This is a genomic window from Rhodococcus sp. 06-462-5, assembly GCF_002258315.1.
Classification (GTDB): Bacteria; Actinomycetota; Actinomycetes; order Mycobacteriales; family Mycobacteriaceae; genus Rhodococcoides.
The window spans coordinates 1-16,277 of sequence record NZ_NOYD01000060.1 but is presented as its reverse complement, the minus strand read 5'-3'; the positions used below and the strand labels follow the sequence as shown (position 1 = coordinate 16,277).

Sequence of the window (16,277 nt, the reverse complement as noted above, 5' to 3'; positions counted from 1 at the left end):
TACCGTCGAGAGCATGAACTCGACGATTCGTCGCACTCGACGGGGCACAGCCTCGGCGATCGGATTGTTGATTGCAGTGACGGTGTTCGGGGTGTTGTTGATGCATTCTGTGACACCGGCATCGTCGATGGCTGGCCCGATGTCGGAGTCGATGACCGGTGGTCATGCCGCGATGGCGTCGACAGCCCCGGGCAGTAGCTCGGCTTCGGTGATGTTCGGGGAACACGATTGTCCGTCGGCGCATCAGATGATGCATCCCTGTGTGGGAACTCCGGTGTCGTGGGCCGCGTTGTCCGTCCCGACGATGAGCACCGAGACAGGCCAGTCGCCGACAGCGGTGGACGGGATCGCCGGGCGCACAGACTCCATCCTGGAGCGCGCACCGCCGTGGACCTTGTGGGAGTTGGACAGATCGGTGACCTTGCGAGTGTGACAGGGAGCCCGGTAGACGCGCGTCGACCGGCGGACCGAAACACGTCACACACCCCTGATTGTCCACTCTTGCAAGGAGATTCCACATGCGTACCAAAGTCATGGCTTCACTCGCTGCTGCCGCCGCCAGCGCGTTCCTCGTCGTCGGCTGTAGCAACGACTCGACCGATTCGTCGATGGACGGGCATTCCATGGGCTCGATGTCCTCCGCACCGATGTCCTCGGCCCAAGCAAGCGCGTCCGCAGAGTTCAACGATGCCGACGTGATGTTCGCGCAGATGATGTATCCGCACCACGCACAAGCAGTCGAGATGGCCGACATGGCGAACGGCCGCACCGACAACCCGGACGTGCTGTCGCTGGCATCGGCGATCGCCGGCGCACAGCAGCCCGAGATGGACCAGATGACGGCATGGCTGACCGAGTGGGGCCAGCCCATGCCCGACATGGACATGAGTGACATGGGCGGGATGGACCACAGCTCTGGCAGCGGCATGATGACCGCTCAGGACATGGACGCGTTGATGGCAGCGTCGGGACCGGAATTCGACCGCCAGTGGTTGACGATGATGATCGCCCACCACACCGGTGCCATCGAGATGGCGAACACCGAAATCGCGGACGGTTCCAATCCTGACGCCCTGGAGATGGCACGCGCCATCGTCGCCACTCAGCAGCAGGAAATCGAGACCATGCAGCGGCTGCTCGGCTGACCCGGCCCGCCACACAACGATGGCCGCATCCTCTCCGGCGGAGAGGGTGCGGCCATCAGCGTTCCACAATTGTCAGGGCTGCGTTCCCGGTACGAGATCAGCTCTCACAGTACCGGTTCGCGCTGCGATGGAGCATCGGAACTCCCGTCGTTCACCGCTCCGGTGATGGCGTCGGGCGCGAGGTCGAGTCGCCGGAGCAGCTGCGCGTTTGCGGCGACGATGATCGTCGACAACGACATCAGGATCGCGCCGATGGACATGGGCAGTACGAACCCGACCGGTGCCAGCACCCCTGCCGCGAGCGGGACAGAGATCAGGTTGTATCCCGCTGCCCACCAGAGGTTTTGCTTCATCTTTCGGTACGAGGCGCGCGAGAGTTCGATCACCGACAGCACCGACCGCGGGTCGTCGCTGGCGAGGATCACTCCTGCCGATGCGATAGCGACGTCGGTGCCGGCCCCGATCGCGATACCGACATCGGCTTGCGCGAGCGCCGGTGCGTCGTTGACTCCGTCGCCGACCATCGCCACCGTACGTCCTTCGCCCTGGAGTGCAGCGACGGTGTGGGACTTGTCTTCCGGCTTCACCCCGGCGAAGTAGCGGTCCACACCGAGTTCGGTCGCGACGGACTTCGCGACGGCATCGGCATCACCGGTGATCATCACCACCGCGATTCCGCGGGCGTGGAGTGCATCGATCGCGGTGCGTGATTCAGGCCGGATCTCGTCGGCGAGCGCGAGCGCACCGATCACGGCCCCGTCGGCGAGGACGTGCAGGATGATCGCCCCGTCACCGCGCCACCGGTCGGCGACGGCGAGTTCGGATCCGTGTTCCTGCTCGAGCAGCGCGGGCCCGCCGACCTGTACGCGGGTACCGTCGACGTCGGCTGCGACCCCGACCGCGGGGGACGACTGGAAGTCAGTCGCAGGCTGCACGGTTAGGTTCCGTGATCGTGCGGCACCGATGATGGCGCGTGCGAGTGGGTGCTCTGAGTCAGCTTCTGCGGCAGCAGCCAAAGCGAGGACATTGTCGGCAGTGCGCCCGTTCGTCACCTCGATTGCGGTGACGGTGGGTTCACCCTTGGTGAGGGTCCCGGTCTTGTCGAAGAGCACGGTGTCCACTGTTCGCATGGTTTCGAGTGCGAGCCGGTCCTTGACCAGAACGCCGCCGCGGGCAGCGCGTTCGGTGGCGATGGAGACCACCAGCGGGATCGCGAGTCCGAGTGCGTGCGGGCAGGCGATGACCAGCACGGTGATGGTGCGGATGACGGCGTCGTCGGGCATCCCGACCAGGGTCCACACGGCGGCGGTGATGATCGCGGATCCGAGAGCGAACCAGAACAGCCAGCCGGCGGCGGTGTCGGCGATGCGCTGAGCGCGCGAGGTCGAGTTCTGGGCGTCGGCGACGAGCCGGCCGATGCCGGCGAGGGCGGTGTCCTCCCCTACTGCGGTGACCTGGATGCGCAGGCCGGAGTCGGTGGCGACAGTGCCGGCGACGACCTGGTCGCCGTCGCTGCGGCGGACGGTGCGTGATTCGCCGGTGATCATGGACTCGTCCATACTCGCCGATCCGGAGACGATGGTGCCGTCCGCGGGTACGCGTCCGCCGGGGCGGACGACGACCAGATCACCGAGCAGCAACTCGGCCGGGGACACCTGCACTACGTCGTCGCCGTCGACGCGTTCGGCGGTGTCCGGGAGCAGTGCTGCCAATGAGTCCAGAGCGGAGGTGGTCTGCGCGAGAGATCGCATTTCGATCCAGTGCCCGAGCAACATGATCACGATCAGCAGGGCCAGTTCCCACCAGAAGTCGAGCTGATGATCGAGCAGGCCGAGGCTCGCTCCCATCGACGCGACGAATGCGACGGTGATCGCCAGGGCGATGAGAAGCATCATTCCTGGTGCACGTGAACGGATTTCACTCACCGCGCCGGTGAGGAACGGGGACCCGCCCCAGGCATACATCACGGTTCCCAGTACCGGGGAGACCCACGCGATCCACGCTGCGTCGGGTAGCGAGTACCCGAGGAGCATCGCGAACATCTCGGAAGCGAGGATCACCGGGACGGCGAGGGCCAGCATGATCCAGAACAGGCGACGGAACATACCGACGTGATCACCGTGGCCGGCATGCCCACCGTGGCCGGCATGCCCACTGTGGCCGTCGTGTCCGTCGTGACCGCCGCGCTCCGTGTGCTCGCCATGTCCCGAGGGGGGCGCGCGGTGCCCGGACATGTCGTGGCCCGAGTGTGGGTTCGCAGCCTCGGCCATCCCTGTGTCGTCGCCGGCATGTGTGTGGTTGTTCATCGTGCGAGTCCTTCCGTCCACCGAGTTCGGTGGTTACGCAGTGCGCGGGTCCGAGGGTTGCTGTTCCGCTGTGTATCCGGCCTCGCGAACAGCGGCGATGACTTGGTCCTGGTCGAGCTCGGCTGCGCTTGTCACCGTCAGGGTTCCCGCCGACGCCGATGCCTCCACTGTGACGACCCCTGCTACGGCGTTGACTTCTTCGCGAACCGAGGCTTCGCAGTGCCCGCACGTCATACCGGTAACTCGGTAGCTCGTGGTGATCATGTCCGCTCCTTCAATCGTGAATGCATACCCCCCTGGGGTATGTTGTTGACATGTCGGACCATACCCCCTCCCCGTATAATTGAAAAGGCCTAATACTGCATCAGAGGCTGACCAACCATGCGCGCCCTGACCGGTCAGTTGGTCAACAACAGACCGTAGCTACAACAAATCCACTGTCCCCTTCCAGTTTTCGCCCATGCGTGAAAAAGCCCAGGGGCCTTGACGTCCATCGCGAGACCTTCCGACCGGACTTTGAGCGGCACCCCGTCACGGAAGGATCCTCCAGACGAGCCAGCCACGGTGAGCGCGACGCTGACCAAGACTCTCTGAGGGGGATCGACAACGAGGCGTGTGGGCGGATCGAAAGTGACGGGCCAGTTCTCGTACATCTCGGGGCTCACTGCACGACCGCCAGACCGTGTGGCCGGTGCAGGACGGCCGCGTCGACGCTGCTCGGGATCCACCGCAGGCCCTGTTCGCCGAACGTGGGCGCGGTGAGGGTGTAGCGGCCGGTGCGCTCGGCGATACCGCGCCCGTGCACGGTGGTCTCGAGGGTGATCGACCGGATACGGCCCCTGCCCTGCTCGATTCCGCCGTACGCGACAGGCCGCGAGGAGACTGCCAGGTCGAGACCGGGCATGCGTCCGTTCGTGATCGCGAGAATTCCTGCGTGCGTACGGTTTCGGGCCAACAGGGCACGCGCCCGGGTTGGCGGAACATCGCGTCCGTGCACGGTCGTCACGACCAGATCGAGGCCCTCGATACAGAGGCTCGCAGCGTCGAGGGGGTCTGTTTGGCCTGGGTCGATCAGGTGGATTTTCGACAGGTCGCCGCCCTGCTCGTGGACGGCGAGGAGTCCGAACTTCGACTGCCCGATCAATGCGACGTGGTGGCCGGCCGCGCTGGCTGTAGCGACGAGACCGACGAGGATCGATCCGGCACCAGTAATCGAGATGGCCGTTCCGCGGGCCAGCGCACCGCGTGGGAGGAGTTCCGACAGTGGCGTGGGCACGGGGATGGTGCGCAGGGTCTGTGAACGCACAGGGCCGCTGAGGGTCTGTTCGTCGGCGGGCGGGGCCGTTGGCTGAGATGGGGCGAACAGGGATGCGTCGACGGGCTCGATGGGTGCGTGGACACGTCGTCCGGGGATCGCGGCCATGCTGCGTCGGAGCGCGGCGAGCTGTTCGGCCTTGCCCAAGCCGGTGAGGTCCCCGATTGCGTCGACGGTGGCCATGTGGATCGACCTTTCGCGCGCCGATAGGAACCACCACACCGTATCGAACGCATGTTCGATTGTCGAACGTGCAGGTGGGCGCGTTCAGCGGTGGAGGGTGCGAGTGTCGAGGTCGTCTGCCGTGAAGGTCCAGGCGAGATGCCGGTATAGGTGAAGCGTTCGTTTCACCTGGTCGAGGGCGCTTACGACGGCCGGGTCGCTGGGGTCGCGCCCCTCGTCACGGATGGCTGCGCACTCGTCGTCGTCCATGCTGTGTTGGACGCACAGCGCTGCTTTGTGGTTCCCAGGCAACAATCATTCATGTGAATGACTGGACGAGCTGCGTCGTTCTTTCCGGCATGACGGTGCATCGGTCTTCTCGAGCCTGCGCCGAGGAGTTCCAATCTACGTCTAGTTCGACGCGTCGGCCTCGGGGGCGGTTGCTCCGTCGTAGATCAGGTCGTCCGAGCCGTGGTAGCGGTAAGCACGCTGTCCACTGGGCAGAGTCACCCAGCCCGCCTGGCCGTGATCGGCGTCCGGATCGAAACTACGGTCGTTGGTCATTCAACACTCTCATTCTCCGCAGGCGGGCGCACCACAGTCACCTTGCTCTTGACGACAATCGGGGCATCCGCGGGCCCCTGCAAATGCTCATCGATCCACATGGGTAGATGACGCTTCTGCGATGGATACCAATGCCGACGCCAATGCCCCCGAACGACGTGGCGGTGCGAGAGCTTGCCAGATCCTTCCGACGATGAAGCACTGGATGCAGACCGCGGCTGCCGGTACGACAAATACGTCACCTCACGCATCCGCTTGACTACGCCGTCGTTGTCTCGCATGCGCGCCGACTGCTGGCGGGTGGACTCCACGAACTTGTTGCCTCGCAGCATGTTCACCATCGAGAAGAACGTTCGCGCAACGTAATCCAGGTCATTCATGGCGGTCACGGAATGCGCAGGTTCGTCGGGACCGACGTCCGTGAAACCCGCGCCTCCTGATCGGTTCGGTGCACTGGGCGCAGCATCGGATTCGGCTGGGCTGAGCTGGACCTCGGCGAAAGGAAACACCGGTAGGTAGTCGTTGACGACGCGGTACAACCGGTTTCCGTCAGTAGGAAGTGCCCCGTCGGCCCGCGCCAACCACCACCGCAAAGCAGGAACGGTAAGCATGGCTATCAGGAGAACATCGGTTCCACTTCCACTGTCGCGACCTGTCTCGTTCCACACCAGGACCCGCCCGTGGTCGGGCACTCCATCCGCTGGAGCGAGATAGAGAACTCCTCTGCTCGAGGGAAGATCGGCCACGGTCACAGCAACATCATGGTCTCGATCGGCACTCTGGCCGGCCTCGATCAACGCAGACATCTCCGGCGTCGCATAGTAGGCATACCGGTCCGCCGTCGACGCGCGCAGAAGGAAGTGGCTGTAGTAAAGCATCTGGAACCAACGGAAGGGCTGCAGGCCGACATCGTGCGATTCCGGTTCGTCATCGAGCCAGAAGGGCAAGTGCTTGTGGGGCTCCCGCGCAACAGCTTCGACCGGCAGCTTCGTCATCCGGGACAACCTATGGAGCATCTCGCCCACGTCGGCCGGGTCGGACCGAAACCGGATCACGTCGTAGCCGCCCTTAAGGAATTTTCCCAGGTAGGTCTCCACCGGCCAGGCTGCGGCCTCGATGGCCTCGAGCACAAGGGGCCACCGCGCCGCGGTGACCTTTGCTTCCAGCACCTCGGCGGCCTGACGGCGGATACGCATGTCGACCGAAAATTGTTGCCCTGGAACGAACTCACCGTCGAATCCATCACGGCGAACCCGAGTGCCCTTCGCATTCCGAGGCTTCTGCCCTCTTCTATCCGAACGCCGCGCCAATTTTCCCATCCCGCCCCCTCGTCTACCACTCCATGGCACAAATCCGCATCAACACTCTGACGATATGGACCATCGCAACATTAACTGGCAGTTGTCATTCGGAGTCTGGTGTTGCGGCGGTGACGAGTTCAGTCAAGACCCCGTGGCAATCCTTTGGGTGCAGGAAGTTGATTCGGGACCCCATTGAACCTTGTCTCGGCTCGTCGTAGAGTGCCCGGACGCCCTTACTCCGTATGGCTTCTGTTTCGCCACTCACGTCGTTCGTGCCGAATGCGATGTGGTGGACGCCTTCTCCGTTCTTGGCCAGCCACTTGCCTACTACTGAGTCGTCCCGGGTCGAGCCCAGCAGCTGGAGGTACGAGGCGTAACCGTCCGGGGTCTCGTTGATCTTCAACATCGCTTCACGGATACCCTCCTCCTCGTTCGATTCCAGGTGAGTAACCTCGAATCCATAGGTGGCACTGTAGAATTCGACGGTTTTGTCGAGGTCGAAACAAACAATCCCGATATGGTCAATTCGAGTCAGCATGCCTACAGTCCACCGCATAACTGCTCGCTATGCAACATGCTGACATGACCGAATCCGCTTGTCTGACTGATATTTACAAGATCAGTCAATCTGAACTCTGCCAACAGTCCCTACTTTGCTTGGTTGCCTAGGTCGTCAAATTCAGCCCAACCCTTGACTCGGGCCCAGTTCAAGCCGCTGCGCAGGTGATTTCGTGCCATGCAGGTGTCCCCGTCGATGTCGCAGACTTCGATCACCTAACGGTGGCCCAAAGCTTCGCTGCTTTGCAAAGCGCGGCAGAGGTAATGACTGGAGGAACGATCTGCTCCAGCTCTACGTCATAGGAGATTTTCGCTTGGCCTCAAGGGCTCTAACTACCTCGGCGGCCCCTTCTTGACGGCTGGCGGTAGTCGTCACAATGGGGACGTCGCGTTGACCAAGCTCGATCACGGCCTGGAGTTCGCGAAGTACTGCGTGGACTCCGTTCTGATCTGCCTTGTTTACGACGTAGAGGTCGGCGATTTCCAGAACACCAGCCTTGGCCATTTGGATGCCGTCACCTGCTCCAGGCGCTAGAACAACGATGGTGTCGTCCGCGATTGATGCGATTTCCACCTCTGACTGCCCGGTTCCGACCGTCTCGATCAAGATCCTGTCAAATTCGATCTCAGACAGGATCGCGATCATTGTCCTGGCCGTGGCCGAAAGTCCTCCGAGATGGCCACGACTGGACACTGACCGAATGAAAACTCCGGGATCATCTGAGTGCTCCTGCATACGGATGCGGTCACCGAGGAGCGCACCGCCGGTTATCGGCGATGACGGATCAAAGCAGAGCACTGCCACGCGCTGACCCCGCTTGCGGTACTCGGCGATAAGACATGAAATCAACGTCGACTTTCCGACACCAGGAGGACCTGTCAAGCCAATCACCGTACAGGCGGTTCGGGGGTGGTCCGGTGCAGCCGGAGAGATGACGTCAACCTCAGTGATGGCGTAGTTCTCCGCGCGAGTCATTAGTTGCGCCAGCGCCCTGATATTGCCTTGCCGTGCAGACTCCAAGGTCTGACAGTTCTGGTGCCTCGTCACTCCGTCTCCTTGAGCGGATGTAGGTTCGTTTGTGCCCAACGGGTGATCTCCTGAAGGGAATCCCGAGAGGTAAAGACCCGGAGCACTCCCATTTCAGCGAGCTTGCGTGCGTCTCCAGGTGGAATGACGCCGCCACAGAAGATGGGTATCTCCATCGCGTTATTCTCGGCCAACAGCTCGATTACGCGGGGTACCAGTTCCATGTGAGCGCCCGATAGCAGTGACAGACCGACAGCGTCGGCACCCTCTTCCAAAGTGGTGCGGACGATTTGCTCGGGTGTCTGACGCAATCCGGTGTAGATAACTTCCATGCCGGCATCACGAAGTGCGCGCGCCACCACTTTGGCACCGCGATCGTGGCCATCCAGCCCAGGTTTGGCAACCACCACTCGGACACGATGCACGCGGCCTTCGGCCTTTCCTGCGTCGAAGCTCGGGTTCGGAGCTGTCATGCCGTCACCAGCGGTGTGATCCGCGCCTCGCCGATCCGGGAACGCAGGTCGACGTCGGTGACACCGAGCCCACTCGAGGGTGCTAGGCAAAGTATGCCAACTTTGCCGAGGTGCTCGTTTAGTTGAATCCTGCGTGCGGCTTCTGGTGTCTCTTGAAACGGGTGCACTTCAGACAACATAGGTTGCACTTGGCCGCGCTGGATGAGGCGGTTCGTCTGCCACTGCTCGTACAAATTCGCCCCGTGGCTGCCTACTATTCTTTTCAGGCGCATCCACAAGTAGCGGTTGTCGAACGTGTGTTGGTAACCCGTGCTCGATCCACAGGTGACGATTGTGCCGCCGCGGCGGGCCACGAATACCGAGAGGCCGAAGGTCTCGCGGCCAACGTGCTCGAAGACGATGTTCGGATCCTCTCCGATCTCTCGCCTGATGATCTTGCCCAGCAGTTTTCCTGCCGCGACGGTGGCGTCCGGGTCAGCGGAAATCTCACCGATCTCGCGCCGATCGATGACCAGCTCACAGCCAAGCTTGCGGGCGACCTCGGCTTTTGCGTCCGAGCTGACTATGCCGATTGGTATGCCGCCGCCGTTGCGGACGAATTGCACGGCGTAGCCACCGAGGCCACCCGCCGCGCCCCAAATGAGGACTACATCGCCTTGACGCATGTTGGCACCGCGCTCGCTGACGAGCATCCGGTAGGCCGTTCCCGCGCACAATGGGTTGCTGGCAGCCTCTTCCCAGGTGAGGTGCGCTGCCTTGGGTAGTAATTGACTCGCGCGGACGACCGCATAGTCAGCGAGGCCTCCGAAGTTTGTCTCAAACCCCCATGCTCGCTGCTCGTGGCCGAGCATGCCGTCGTGATGGGTGAGCGGTTCCTGGTCATCGACATGAGCCGTCCCTACGGCGACATGGTCCCCGACCTTCCACTTGCGCACACCGGCCCCGACGCGCACGATCACCCCGGCTGCGTCCGACCCCAGTACGTGGTACGGCTGGTCGTGACGAGAGGCCCAGCCGCCCTGTTTTGCGTAGTGCCGCAGGAAGTTGAAAGTGGGGATCGGCTCGAAGGTAGCGGACCAGATTGTGTTGTAGTTCATCGCCGCTGCCATAACAGCGACCAACACCTCATCAGGAGCAAGTTCCGGCATGGGCACACTGCCGAGGTGAATCGACTTTCGAACGTCTTTGTCCTCGACGCCGGCGAAAATCTGGATGTCTTCTACATCTAGGTAGGCGGCGTTGTATTCAGGTGGGACGGGAAGGCTCTCAAGTACGTCCGGAGAGGCACCCGCGATTACAGCTTCAGAGAGTTCGTTCATTGTCATCCTTGTTCGTCGGTAGGGTGTCGGTACAGGTGATTTTGATACGTCCAGGCAGATCACTGGCGTGCAGAAAAGTCCGCAGATGTGCTCGGATTTCTCGTGCGCTCGGGACATTGCGAGTTGGTCCAGACACACTGAGCACCGCGGTGTCGGTACGGCCCCTCACCAGCTGCACTTCCGCCTCTCGTACCCAAGTGTGGGTTCGGGCGACGCGGGCGACTGCGGAGGCATCAATGAGGCTTCGGGTGCGGATCCACCGACCCTCCCGAGGTCCTAGGTGTCGCATCTCGCCGTCTGCCGCGACGTACCCACAGTCGTCGGTGCAAACCTCGCGGCCGTCGGCGAGATGAACCCAGATCGTGCCCGCTATACAACAGGGCAGTAACTGTTCCGACCGGCCACGCACGGTGAATCTCACACCGTCCGATGGCATCAAGCGCGGAGGGTGGGGAGCGTCGTCGTTACATAGTGTCCCCGCGCGGACGCCAGCACAGATGTACGGGGTCCCCGCGCCGGCTGCTCGGGGCCGGACTTTGCTCGTAGAGCTGACCAAGGATGTTTCTCGGTCTGAAGCGAGATCTGTGACAGCAGTGCGAAAATCGGCAAGAAATATTTCTGCTTCCGCTGCACCCATCAGATCCTGGCGATAGTCGAGCCGCACCCGGCACTGCGGCCAGTGCGCACGGATCTGCAGCGTTCTGGCCAAAGCAGCGTTTGTGTTTGGCGTGAAAAACTCCCACTCCGAACGTAGGCCGGGGATTTCCAGGTCAAGTTGGGCTGGCGGACGGGGAAATGACAGGCCGAGCTCAGTACTGAGCCGAGCGAGGGGTCTGCCGGGCACACCGGACACCAGGTCCACGAACGGGACGCGGCGATAGCGAGCCAAGTGTGTGAGCGCCCGGCGGGCCGAGGCAACGGATTTTTCCGTCGCCATCTGGCGGGAGGTTTCGATGGATACGGGGACCACGTTGGTTTGCAAGCCGGCGACATGTCCGGTGTGTTCGTCACTGACGTCCGAAGCCACAGACAACACCGGATCAATGTTGTCGTAAGCCGTCATTTGTCGAGTGAGCGCTGCGAAAAGCATCGTGAATGTGCTCACCTGCAGGTTTTGAGCGATCGCGCGAAGGGCGGCAACCGCTGAGGGCTCCAGTTCGATTGTCGGCGAGGCAGCAATGGACCGCTGCCCCAGACGGCCGCCCTCGGGAAGTGTCAAGGGCATCCGTTTGTCGATAGCAGTACGCCAAAATTCGATGGCCTCCGCGGTGACTGCCTCCGTGGCAACGGGCGTACTGGGCGCGGCCAGCGGCGTCGGATTCACTTGATGGCCGATTCTCAGTTTCCCCAGATAGTTCGAGAAATCGCGGGCGACAATAAACTTGCTGCGCCCGTCAAAGCCGGCGTGATGAGCCTCGAAGACCATCGAGCAGCGGTTGGGAGCATGGGTTAGAAGTTGGAAACGAATTGGTGCCTCGGTGGCTAGGTCCCAGCGCTTGTCCTGTTCGCGCTGCTTGCACCATTCTCGGACCGCCGCCGACTCGGAGCCGTCTTCGCATGGGATAGTGGCGCGCTCGAAAGAACATGCCTCAAGTGCCGGCAGGACGCACTGGCGCAACTGTCCCCGCACAAGCCGCAGCACCGACCGCAGCGGCTCGTGTCGTTCAAGCACGGCGCGCGCAGCGGCCTCGAGGTGATGCTCGTCAAGTACACCGCGAAAGGTCGCCACGAAATATCCGCCGCCACTAATCGAGGGATCAATCGTGGCTTCGGCCCAGAGTGCGTATTGGCCCGCATCGGCGGGCCTATCGTGCAGGATTGTGGTCATTCGTCACCGCCCTGACTGTGTCGGCGACGCCGCCGGCAGTCATCTGCGATGAGCTCAGCGACTCTCTCACGATTAACCTTCCCGCTGGGGGTCCTGGGCAGTTCGGGCAGTTCCGTCACCGAAACAGGGACCGAAACCTCGGGCAGTACCTTGCGTAGTCGCTTAAGAGCGTTGGCCTCGACTGGGCCGGTGCAGCCCTCACGAAGGACTACTGCGGCGCGCAGGCTGGCATGGCCGGACTTAGTCACCACCATGACCGTCGCCGCTGCAGCGAAGTCGGGAGCTGTTAGCAACTGCGCATCGATTTCTAGGAGATCAACGCGGATTCCCCGCACTTTGATCTGGCTGTCCATTCGGGATAGGAAGCGCAAGCCGCTGTCTGTCAGCTCCACCAGGTCACCGGTACGGAAGGCTCGGGTGTTACCGGCTGGTGAGGGAAGGATGCTGACGTAGCGCTCCACTGTCAGCTCGGGACGCCCCAGATATCCATCCGACAATGGATTTCCGGATACGAGAAGCTCTCCGATGTTCGGAGTTTCTGGAACTTCCGGCGCGATGAGTAGTTCGCATCCCGGCAGGGGTTCGCCGATTGGTGGCAGATTGGGCCAGGCATACGGATCGGGCCCCAGGATGTGCGAGGTCACCATGGCGGATTCGCTTTGTCCGTAGTGGTTGACCAGCCGGCAGCCGGGCATACATGCGAACATTGCGCGAATATCTTCCGAGCACACTACTTGCTCACCGGCGGTATTTACCTCGACCAAGCACAGTTGCGCCAGCATGTCCCGCTGGGCCGTCACTGCCAGCATCTGCAACGCAACGAATGGGACGAACAGCCGCTCGATTCGTTGATCGGAGAGCCATCGAAGCAATTGGGCTGGTTCACGGCGTAGCTTCTCCGGCATGATCGCAAGCGTGCCGCCGCCGCACAGCGTGCCCAATATCTCCTGGAACGAGACGTCGAAATTTAGCGGGGCGAACTGTGCGGTGCGTAGTTCGGGGTGGGGTGAGTGGGATGTTTGCCAATCGACCATTGTGTCGATGCAGAGATGGTTCAGCGCTACGCCCTTCGGCCAGCCGGTCGATCCGGATGTGTAGATGATGTAGACCGGAAGTGCGGCATCGCACGCGACGGCGCGCAGGTCGATCGGTTGGGTTACTCCGGGGGGCAGCCCGATGTCGACCAGCGGGGCGTGGTGGTTCACACGTGATCGCGTGGTGGCGATTAGGGCGCGAGGTGCGCAGTCATCCACCATGAACTGAATCCGTTCCACGGGGTACTCGGGGTCCAACGGGACGTACGTCGCTCCATGCAGCAGCACCCCGAGTAATGCAGCGACTGCACCCGCGCCTCGCGGAAGCGATACCGCAACCCGGTCTCCTACGTTCACGCCGGCCAGCGTCAAGTTGGACGACACCGTTTGCGCCCAAGCTGCCAGTTCTCCGTAGGTGTACGAACGATCGGCGTCGACTACAGCCGTACGCCCCGGATCGTGGGTGACACGGCGAACAAATCCAGTTAAGTGACAATCGGGTGTCGCCGGACCTCCCCACAGTGACTTGAATTTTGGGGCGGTCATGCATCTTCTCCCCGCGGCGCTACCCCTGCTAGTTCTTCATCAACGGCCTCCACGAATTCTTCGATGGTGGGGTTGTTAAAAATTAGATGCAATTCCGCTTGCAGCCCATACTCCCGCTGGATAAGGGCAAGGATTTTCGCGGCCGTGAGCGAATCACCGCCCAAATCGAAGAAATTGTCATCGAGCGTGAGATTTTCTTCGCCGAGAGCCCGTTCCCAGAAACTCGTAATAGTGGTAGCCATCCGTTGTTTGCTCATATTTCTCTGCTCCCCATCCGAGTGGTCAGTTGGCTGCACCCTTGAGTGTGTTTGGGTACGGGATTGACCCGGACTGCTGCTGCTCCGGTTAGATGCGGTCATTTCGATTCGAGCCCTTCTGCCACCGCCCGTTGCATTTGGCCGATGCTGGCCCGAGCCCGTGCTGCTGCGATCATCGAATTCATGACATTGCGGCCCGCGGCCACGTCATCGGTCACAGCACGTAGTTCTGCGCTACAAACCCCGCGCTCGAAGGGACGGCGGCGGCCCGGTACGACACCCGAACGCAGTTGCCTTTCAGTGAGCCACTCCTCTTCTTCGGAACTCTCGGCTTCGACGACGCCGACGACGGGGCCGCGGGTGGCGTAGGCCATGTCGTCAATGCGCGATTCCAGCCAGCCACTGCGCAGACAGTCCAACAAGCCACCATGGGCAGCGATGTCATCTAGCCACCCCGTAGCCTCTGCTTCGATTTCATCGGCGATGCGAGCTATTGCCTCGGACCCGCCGAGGGGGTCGACGTATCTGGCTAGATCGGTTTCCTTCAAGATGATCTGCTGAATCCTCAGCGCAATGCGTGCCGATAGCTGCCCAGGCGTTTGTTCGGCCTCGTCGAAGCCGCACACATGCAGAGACTGCACCCCGCCGAGGACGGCCGCTACGGCCTGAATGGTCGTACGCGCGATGTTGTTGAGCGGTTCGGAGGCGGCGAGAGCGGAGCCGAAAGTATTGACCTGAACACGCATGCGGCTCGACTTCGCGTCAGCAGCGCCGAAGAGGTCCACCATGCGGCGGGCATACATCCTGCGTAGGACACGGAACTTGGCCGCCTCGGCAAGAACCTCCATATGGGTCCCAAAGATGAAGCTGAGCCGGGGTGCGACCTCGTCGACGGTAAACCCCCGCTCCAGCATCCCTTGCAAGTACGTCTCCGCATCAGCGATGCCGAGCGCCACTTCCATTGCTCGGCTCGCACCGGCTTCACGGGCGTGTCCACCCGAGATCGATACCGGATTGACCTTGGGCAAGTTGCGTATGCAGTACTCGATAACGTCTAACGAGAAGCGGAAGCTGTCGTCCAAGTCGAACACGAACGCCTTGCGAGCCGCGTGCTCTTTCAGCATTTCGTTCTGCAAAGTGCCACGTAATAGCGCAGGGTTGACGCCTGATTCTTCGGCAACCACGATCCATAGGGCCAAGATCATCGGTGCGGTCGCATTGATGGTGAAAGAGACTGACACCTGATCCAGCGGTATTCCGTCGAACACTGCGGCCAAGTCGTCGACGGTGGACACCGAGACCCCGGCGCGACCGACCTCACCGGCAGCCGTTGGATCGTCCGGGTCGAGTCCGAGCTGGGTGGGCAGGTCGAAAGCCAACGAAAGACCTGTCTCGCCTTGGTCGAGGAGATAATGGAACCGCCTATTGGTGTCTACGCCGTCGCCAAGCCCAGCCAATTGCCTGATCGTCCATGGCCTAGACACATAGCCCTTGGGATGAATACCTGCCTCATAAGGAAACTCGCCTGGTTTACTCATAATCGTCGCCTTCCAGTTCTGCACGCAGCCGGTCGCCGTAGGCGTCCAACGCATCGGGACTCAACATGTCGTTGTGTTCGCACTCCACTGCGATCTCCGTGACTGGACGAGCGATAAAACGTGTCCAGTCTCTTGAATAACCTGGATCGCGTTCGTGATCGCTTCCCTGGAACACCACAGCGCCGCCCCCGAATAGGTCCGGTGTGTGGCCGTGCCAGAGGTCAGAATTGAATCGGAGATTGCGAACGACGTGGCTGATCATCCAAGCTGGCGGAATAGCTGCGCCGAGTGACGAATGAGTTTCCAGCCATTCCGTGGCCTGCTCGTAAGAGGTCAATTCTTTCAGATCGGGCAGGTCGACGTTCTTGGACACGAAATGCCGCAGGACGTCGGTCTCATTGAAATCCGCGTCTGGCGAGCGTGTCGTACCGGGTTCTACTAGAGCTGCGTCCAACAGTATTAGCCGACGTACGTGCGCCCCTCTCCGTTCCAGCACGGTAGCCATCTGGTGGGCGACGACACCACCGAAGGACCATCCCAGCAGGTCGTAGGGCCCATCGGGCTGGACTGACTGGACGAGGTCGGCATACTCGCCGGCCATTTCGCGGACCGTACGCGGACGTTCGCCGTCGACGGTTTGCTGAATAGCGAATATTGGGCGCTGCACGATGCTTCCCAAGGCGCGGTACGCCCAGCTGACGCCCCCACCAGGGTGTATGCAGAAAAGTGGACGCCCTGGCCCTCGGCACAACTTCACGACCTGAGGTATCTCGTCGGAACTGGACCAGTTGAAGAGTTGTTTGCTCAGGCCCGCTACGGTGGGGGCTTCCATGAGTGCACGGACGCTGATTTCACAGTCGAAGGTTTCCTGCACGGCGGCTACGACACGCATCGCAGAGAGCGA

Annotated in this window: 16 protein-coding genes; 2 read left to right on the top strand and 14 right to left on the bottom strand. The window is 61.9% G+C overall.

What is annotated here, in order from left to right:
- Nucleotides 1–13 precede the first annotated feature (13 nt).
- The gene (locus CH251_RS25935; protein WP_032364204.1) at nt 14–433 is read left to right on the top strand and encodes a DUF6153 family protein; all 420 of its coding nucleotides are present in this window, start codon (nt 14–16) and stop codon (nt 431–433) included.
- Nucleotides 434–518: 85 nt separating this feature from the next.
- Nucleotides 519–1,145: a DUF305 domain-containing protein gene (locus tag CH251_RS25930; RefSeq protein ID WP_032364203.1), complete on the top strand. Its 627-nt coding sequence runs from the start codon at nt 519–521 to the stop codon at nt 1,143–1,145.
- Nucleotides 1,146–1,249: 104 nt separating this feature from the next.
- Here CH251_RS25930 and CH251_RS25925 read toward each other — a convergent pair whose 3' ends face one another.
- The 14 genes from CH251_RS25925 to CH251_RS25855 all read right to left on the bottom strand — a co-directional run.
- Nucleotides 1,250–3,451, bottom strand: a complete 2,202-nt coding sequence (locus CH251_RS25925) for a heavy metal translocating P-type ATPase (protein WP_037185689.1) — start codon at nt 3,449–3,451, stop codon at nt 1,250–1,252.
- Nucleotides 3,452–3,484: 33 nt separating this feature from the next.
- The gene (locus tag CH251_RS25920) at nt 3,485–3,715 is read right to left on the bottom strand and encodes a heavy-metal-associated domain-containing protein (RefSeq protein ID WP_032407149.1); all 231 of its coding nucleotides are present in this window, start codon (nt 3,713–3,715) and stop codon (nt 3,485–3,487) included.
- A 397-nt stretch (nt 3,716–4,112) separates the two neighbouring features.
- A complete protein-coding gene (locus CH251_RS25910; RefSeq protein ID WP_015586180.1) occupies nt 4,113–4,949 on the bottom strand; it encodes a hypothetical protein in 837 nt (278 codons plus the stop codon).
- 390 nt (nt 4,950–5,339) lie between these two features.
- The gene (locus tag CH251_RS27670; RefSeq protein ID WP_155289037.1) at nt 5,340–5,492 is read right to left on the bottom strand and encodes a hypothetical protein; all 153 of its coding nucleotides are present in this window, start codon (nt 5,490–5,492) and stop codon (nt 5,340–5,342) included.
- Nucleotides 5,489–6,688, bottom strand: coding sequence for a hypothetical protein (locus CH251_RS25900; protein ID WP_032384406.1), 1,200 nt, complete (start codon nt 6,686–6,688; stop codon nt 5,489–5,491). The genes CH251_RS27670 and CH251_RS25900 overlap by 4 nt, the downstream gene beginning before the upstream one ends.
- 208 nt (nt 6,689–6,896) lie before the next feature.
- Nucleotides 6,897–7,331, bottom strand: coding sequence for a methylmalonyl-CoA epimerase (gene mce / locus CH251_RS25895; protein WP_015586177.1), 435 nt, complete (start codon nt 7,329–7,331; stop codon nt 6,897–6,899).
- Between the two features lie 312 nt (nt 7,332–7,643).
- Complete coding sequence (gene meaB / locus CH251_RS25890) at nt 7,644–8,399, bottom strand: methylmalonyl Co-A mutase-associated GTPase MeaB (RefSeq protein WP_015586176.1); 756 nt, start codon at nt 8,397–8,399, stop codon at nt 7,644–7,646.
- Complete coding sequence (locus CH251_RS25885) at nt 8,396–8,851, bottom strand: cobalamin B12-binding domain-containing protein (RefSeq protein WP_015586175.1); 456 nt, start codon at nt 8,849–8,851, stop codon at nt 8,396–8,398. Before CH251_RS25885 ends, meaB begins: the two co-directional genes overlap by 4 nt.
- Nucleotides 8,848–10,170, bottom strand: coding sequence for a crotonyl-CoA carboxylase/reductase (ccrA, locus tag CH251_RS25880; RefSeq protein ID WP_015586174.1), 1,323 nt, complete (start codon nt 10,168–10,170; stop codon nt 8,848–8,850). Before ccrA ends, CH251_RS25885 begins: the two co-directional genes overlap by 4 nt.
- Entirely contained in the window at nt 10,154–11,998 is a 1,845-nt protein-coding gene (locus tag CH251_RS25875) for a condensation domain-containing protein (protein ID WP_015586173.1), read from the bottom strand. Before CH251_RS25875 ends, ccrA begins: the two co-directional genes overlap by 17 nt.
- On the bottom strand, nt 11,995–13,578 hold the full coding sequence (locus CH251_RS25870) for an AMP-binding protein (RefSeq protein WP_015586172.1): 1,584 nt from the start codon (nt 13,576–13,578) through the stop codon (nt 11,995–11,997). The genes CH251_RS25875 and CH251_RS25870 overlap by 4 nt, the downstream gene beginning before the upstream one ends.
- On the bottom strand, nt 13,575–13,835 hold the full coding sequence (locus tag CH251_RS25865) for a phosphopantetheine-binding protein (protein WP_032382025.1): 261 nt from the start codon (nt 13,833–13,835) through the stop codon (nt 13,575–13,577). The genes CH251_RS25870 and CH251_RS25865 overlap by 4 nt, the downstream gene beginning before the upstream one ends.
- A 98-nt stretch (nt 13,836–13,933) precedes the next feature.
- Nucleotides 13,934–15,397 carry a methylmalonyl-CoA mutase family protein gene (locus tag CH251_RS25860; protein WP_032364855.1) on the bottom strand — a complete coding sequence of 488 codons (1,464 nt, stop codon included), beginning with the start codon at nt 15,395–15,397 and terminating at the stop codon, nt 13,934–13,936.
- The coding region (locus CH251_RS25855) for an alpha/beta fold hydrolase (RefSeq protein WP_141215049.1) at nt 15,366–16,277 on the bottom strand (912 nt) is incomplete at its 5' end. The genes CH251_RS25855 and CH251_RS25860, both read right to left, overlap by 32 nt.

Excerpts from the sequence above, each read along its gene's own strand:
- CH251_RS25930 (WP_032364203.1), top strand. The coding sequence starts at position 519 with ATGCGTACCAAAGTCATGGCTTCACTCGCTGCTGCCGCCGCCAGCGCG.
- CH251_RS25920 (WP_032407149.1), bottom strand. The coding sequence starts at position 3,715 with ATGATCACCACGAGCTACCGAGTTACCGGTATGACGTGCGGGCACTGC.
- mce (WP_015586177.1), bottom strand. The coding sequence starts at position 7,331 with ATGCTGACTCGAATTGACCATATCGGGATTGTTTGTTTCGACCTCGAC.
- CH251_RS25910 (WP_015586180.1), bottom strand. The coding sequence starts at position 4,949 with ATGGCCACCGTCGACGCAATCGGGGACCTCACCGGCTTGGGCAAGGCC.
- CH251_RS25885 (WP_015586175.1), bottom strand. The coding sequence starts at position 8,851 with ATGACAGCTCCGAACCCGAGCTTCGACGCAGGAAAGGCCGAAGGCCGC.
- CH251_RS25865 (WP_032382025.1), bottom strand. The coding sequence starts at position 13,835 with ATGAGCAAACAACGGATGGCTACCACTATTACGAGTTTCTGGGAACGG.
- CH251_RS25870 (WP_015586172.1), bottom strand. The coding sequence starts at position 13,578 with ATGACCGCCCCAAAATTCAAGTCACTGTGGGGAGGTCCGGCGACACCC.
- CH251_RS27670 (WP_155289037.1), bottom strand. The coding sequence starts at position 5,492 with ATGACCAACGACCGTAGTTTCGATCCGGACGCCGATCACGGCCAGGCG.
- CH251_RS25925 (WP_037185689.1), bottom strand. The coding sequence starts at position 3,451 with ATGAACAACCACACACATGCCGGCGACGACACAGGGATGGCCGAGGCT.
- ccrA (WP_015586174.1), bottom strand. The coding sequence starts at position 10,170 with ATGAACGAACTCTCTGAAGCTGTAATCGCGGGTGCCTCTCCGGACGTA.
- CH251_RS25900 (WP_032384406.1), bottom strand. The coding sequence starts at position 6,688 with ATGCGTATCCGCCGTCAGGCCGCCGAGGTGCTGGAAGCAAAGGTCACC.
- CH251_RS25875 (WP_015586173.1), bottom strand. The coding sequence starts at position 11,998 with ATGACCACAATCCTGCACGATAGGCCCGCCGATGCGGGCCAATACGCA.
- CH251_RS25935 (WP_032364204.1), top strand. The coding sequence starts at position 14 with ATGAACTCGACGATTCGTCGCACTCGACGGGGCACAGCCTCGGCGATC.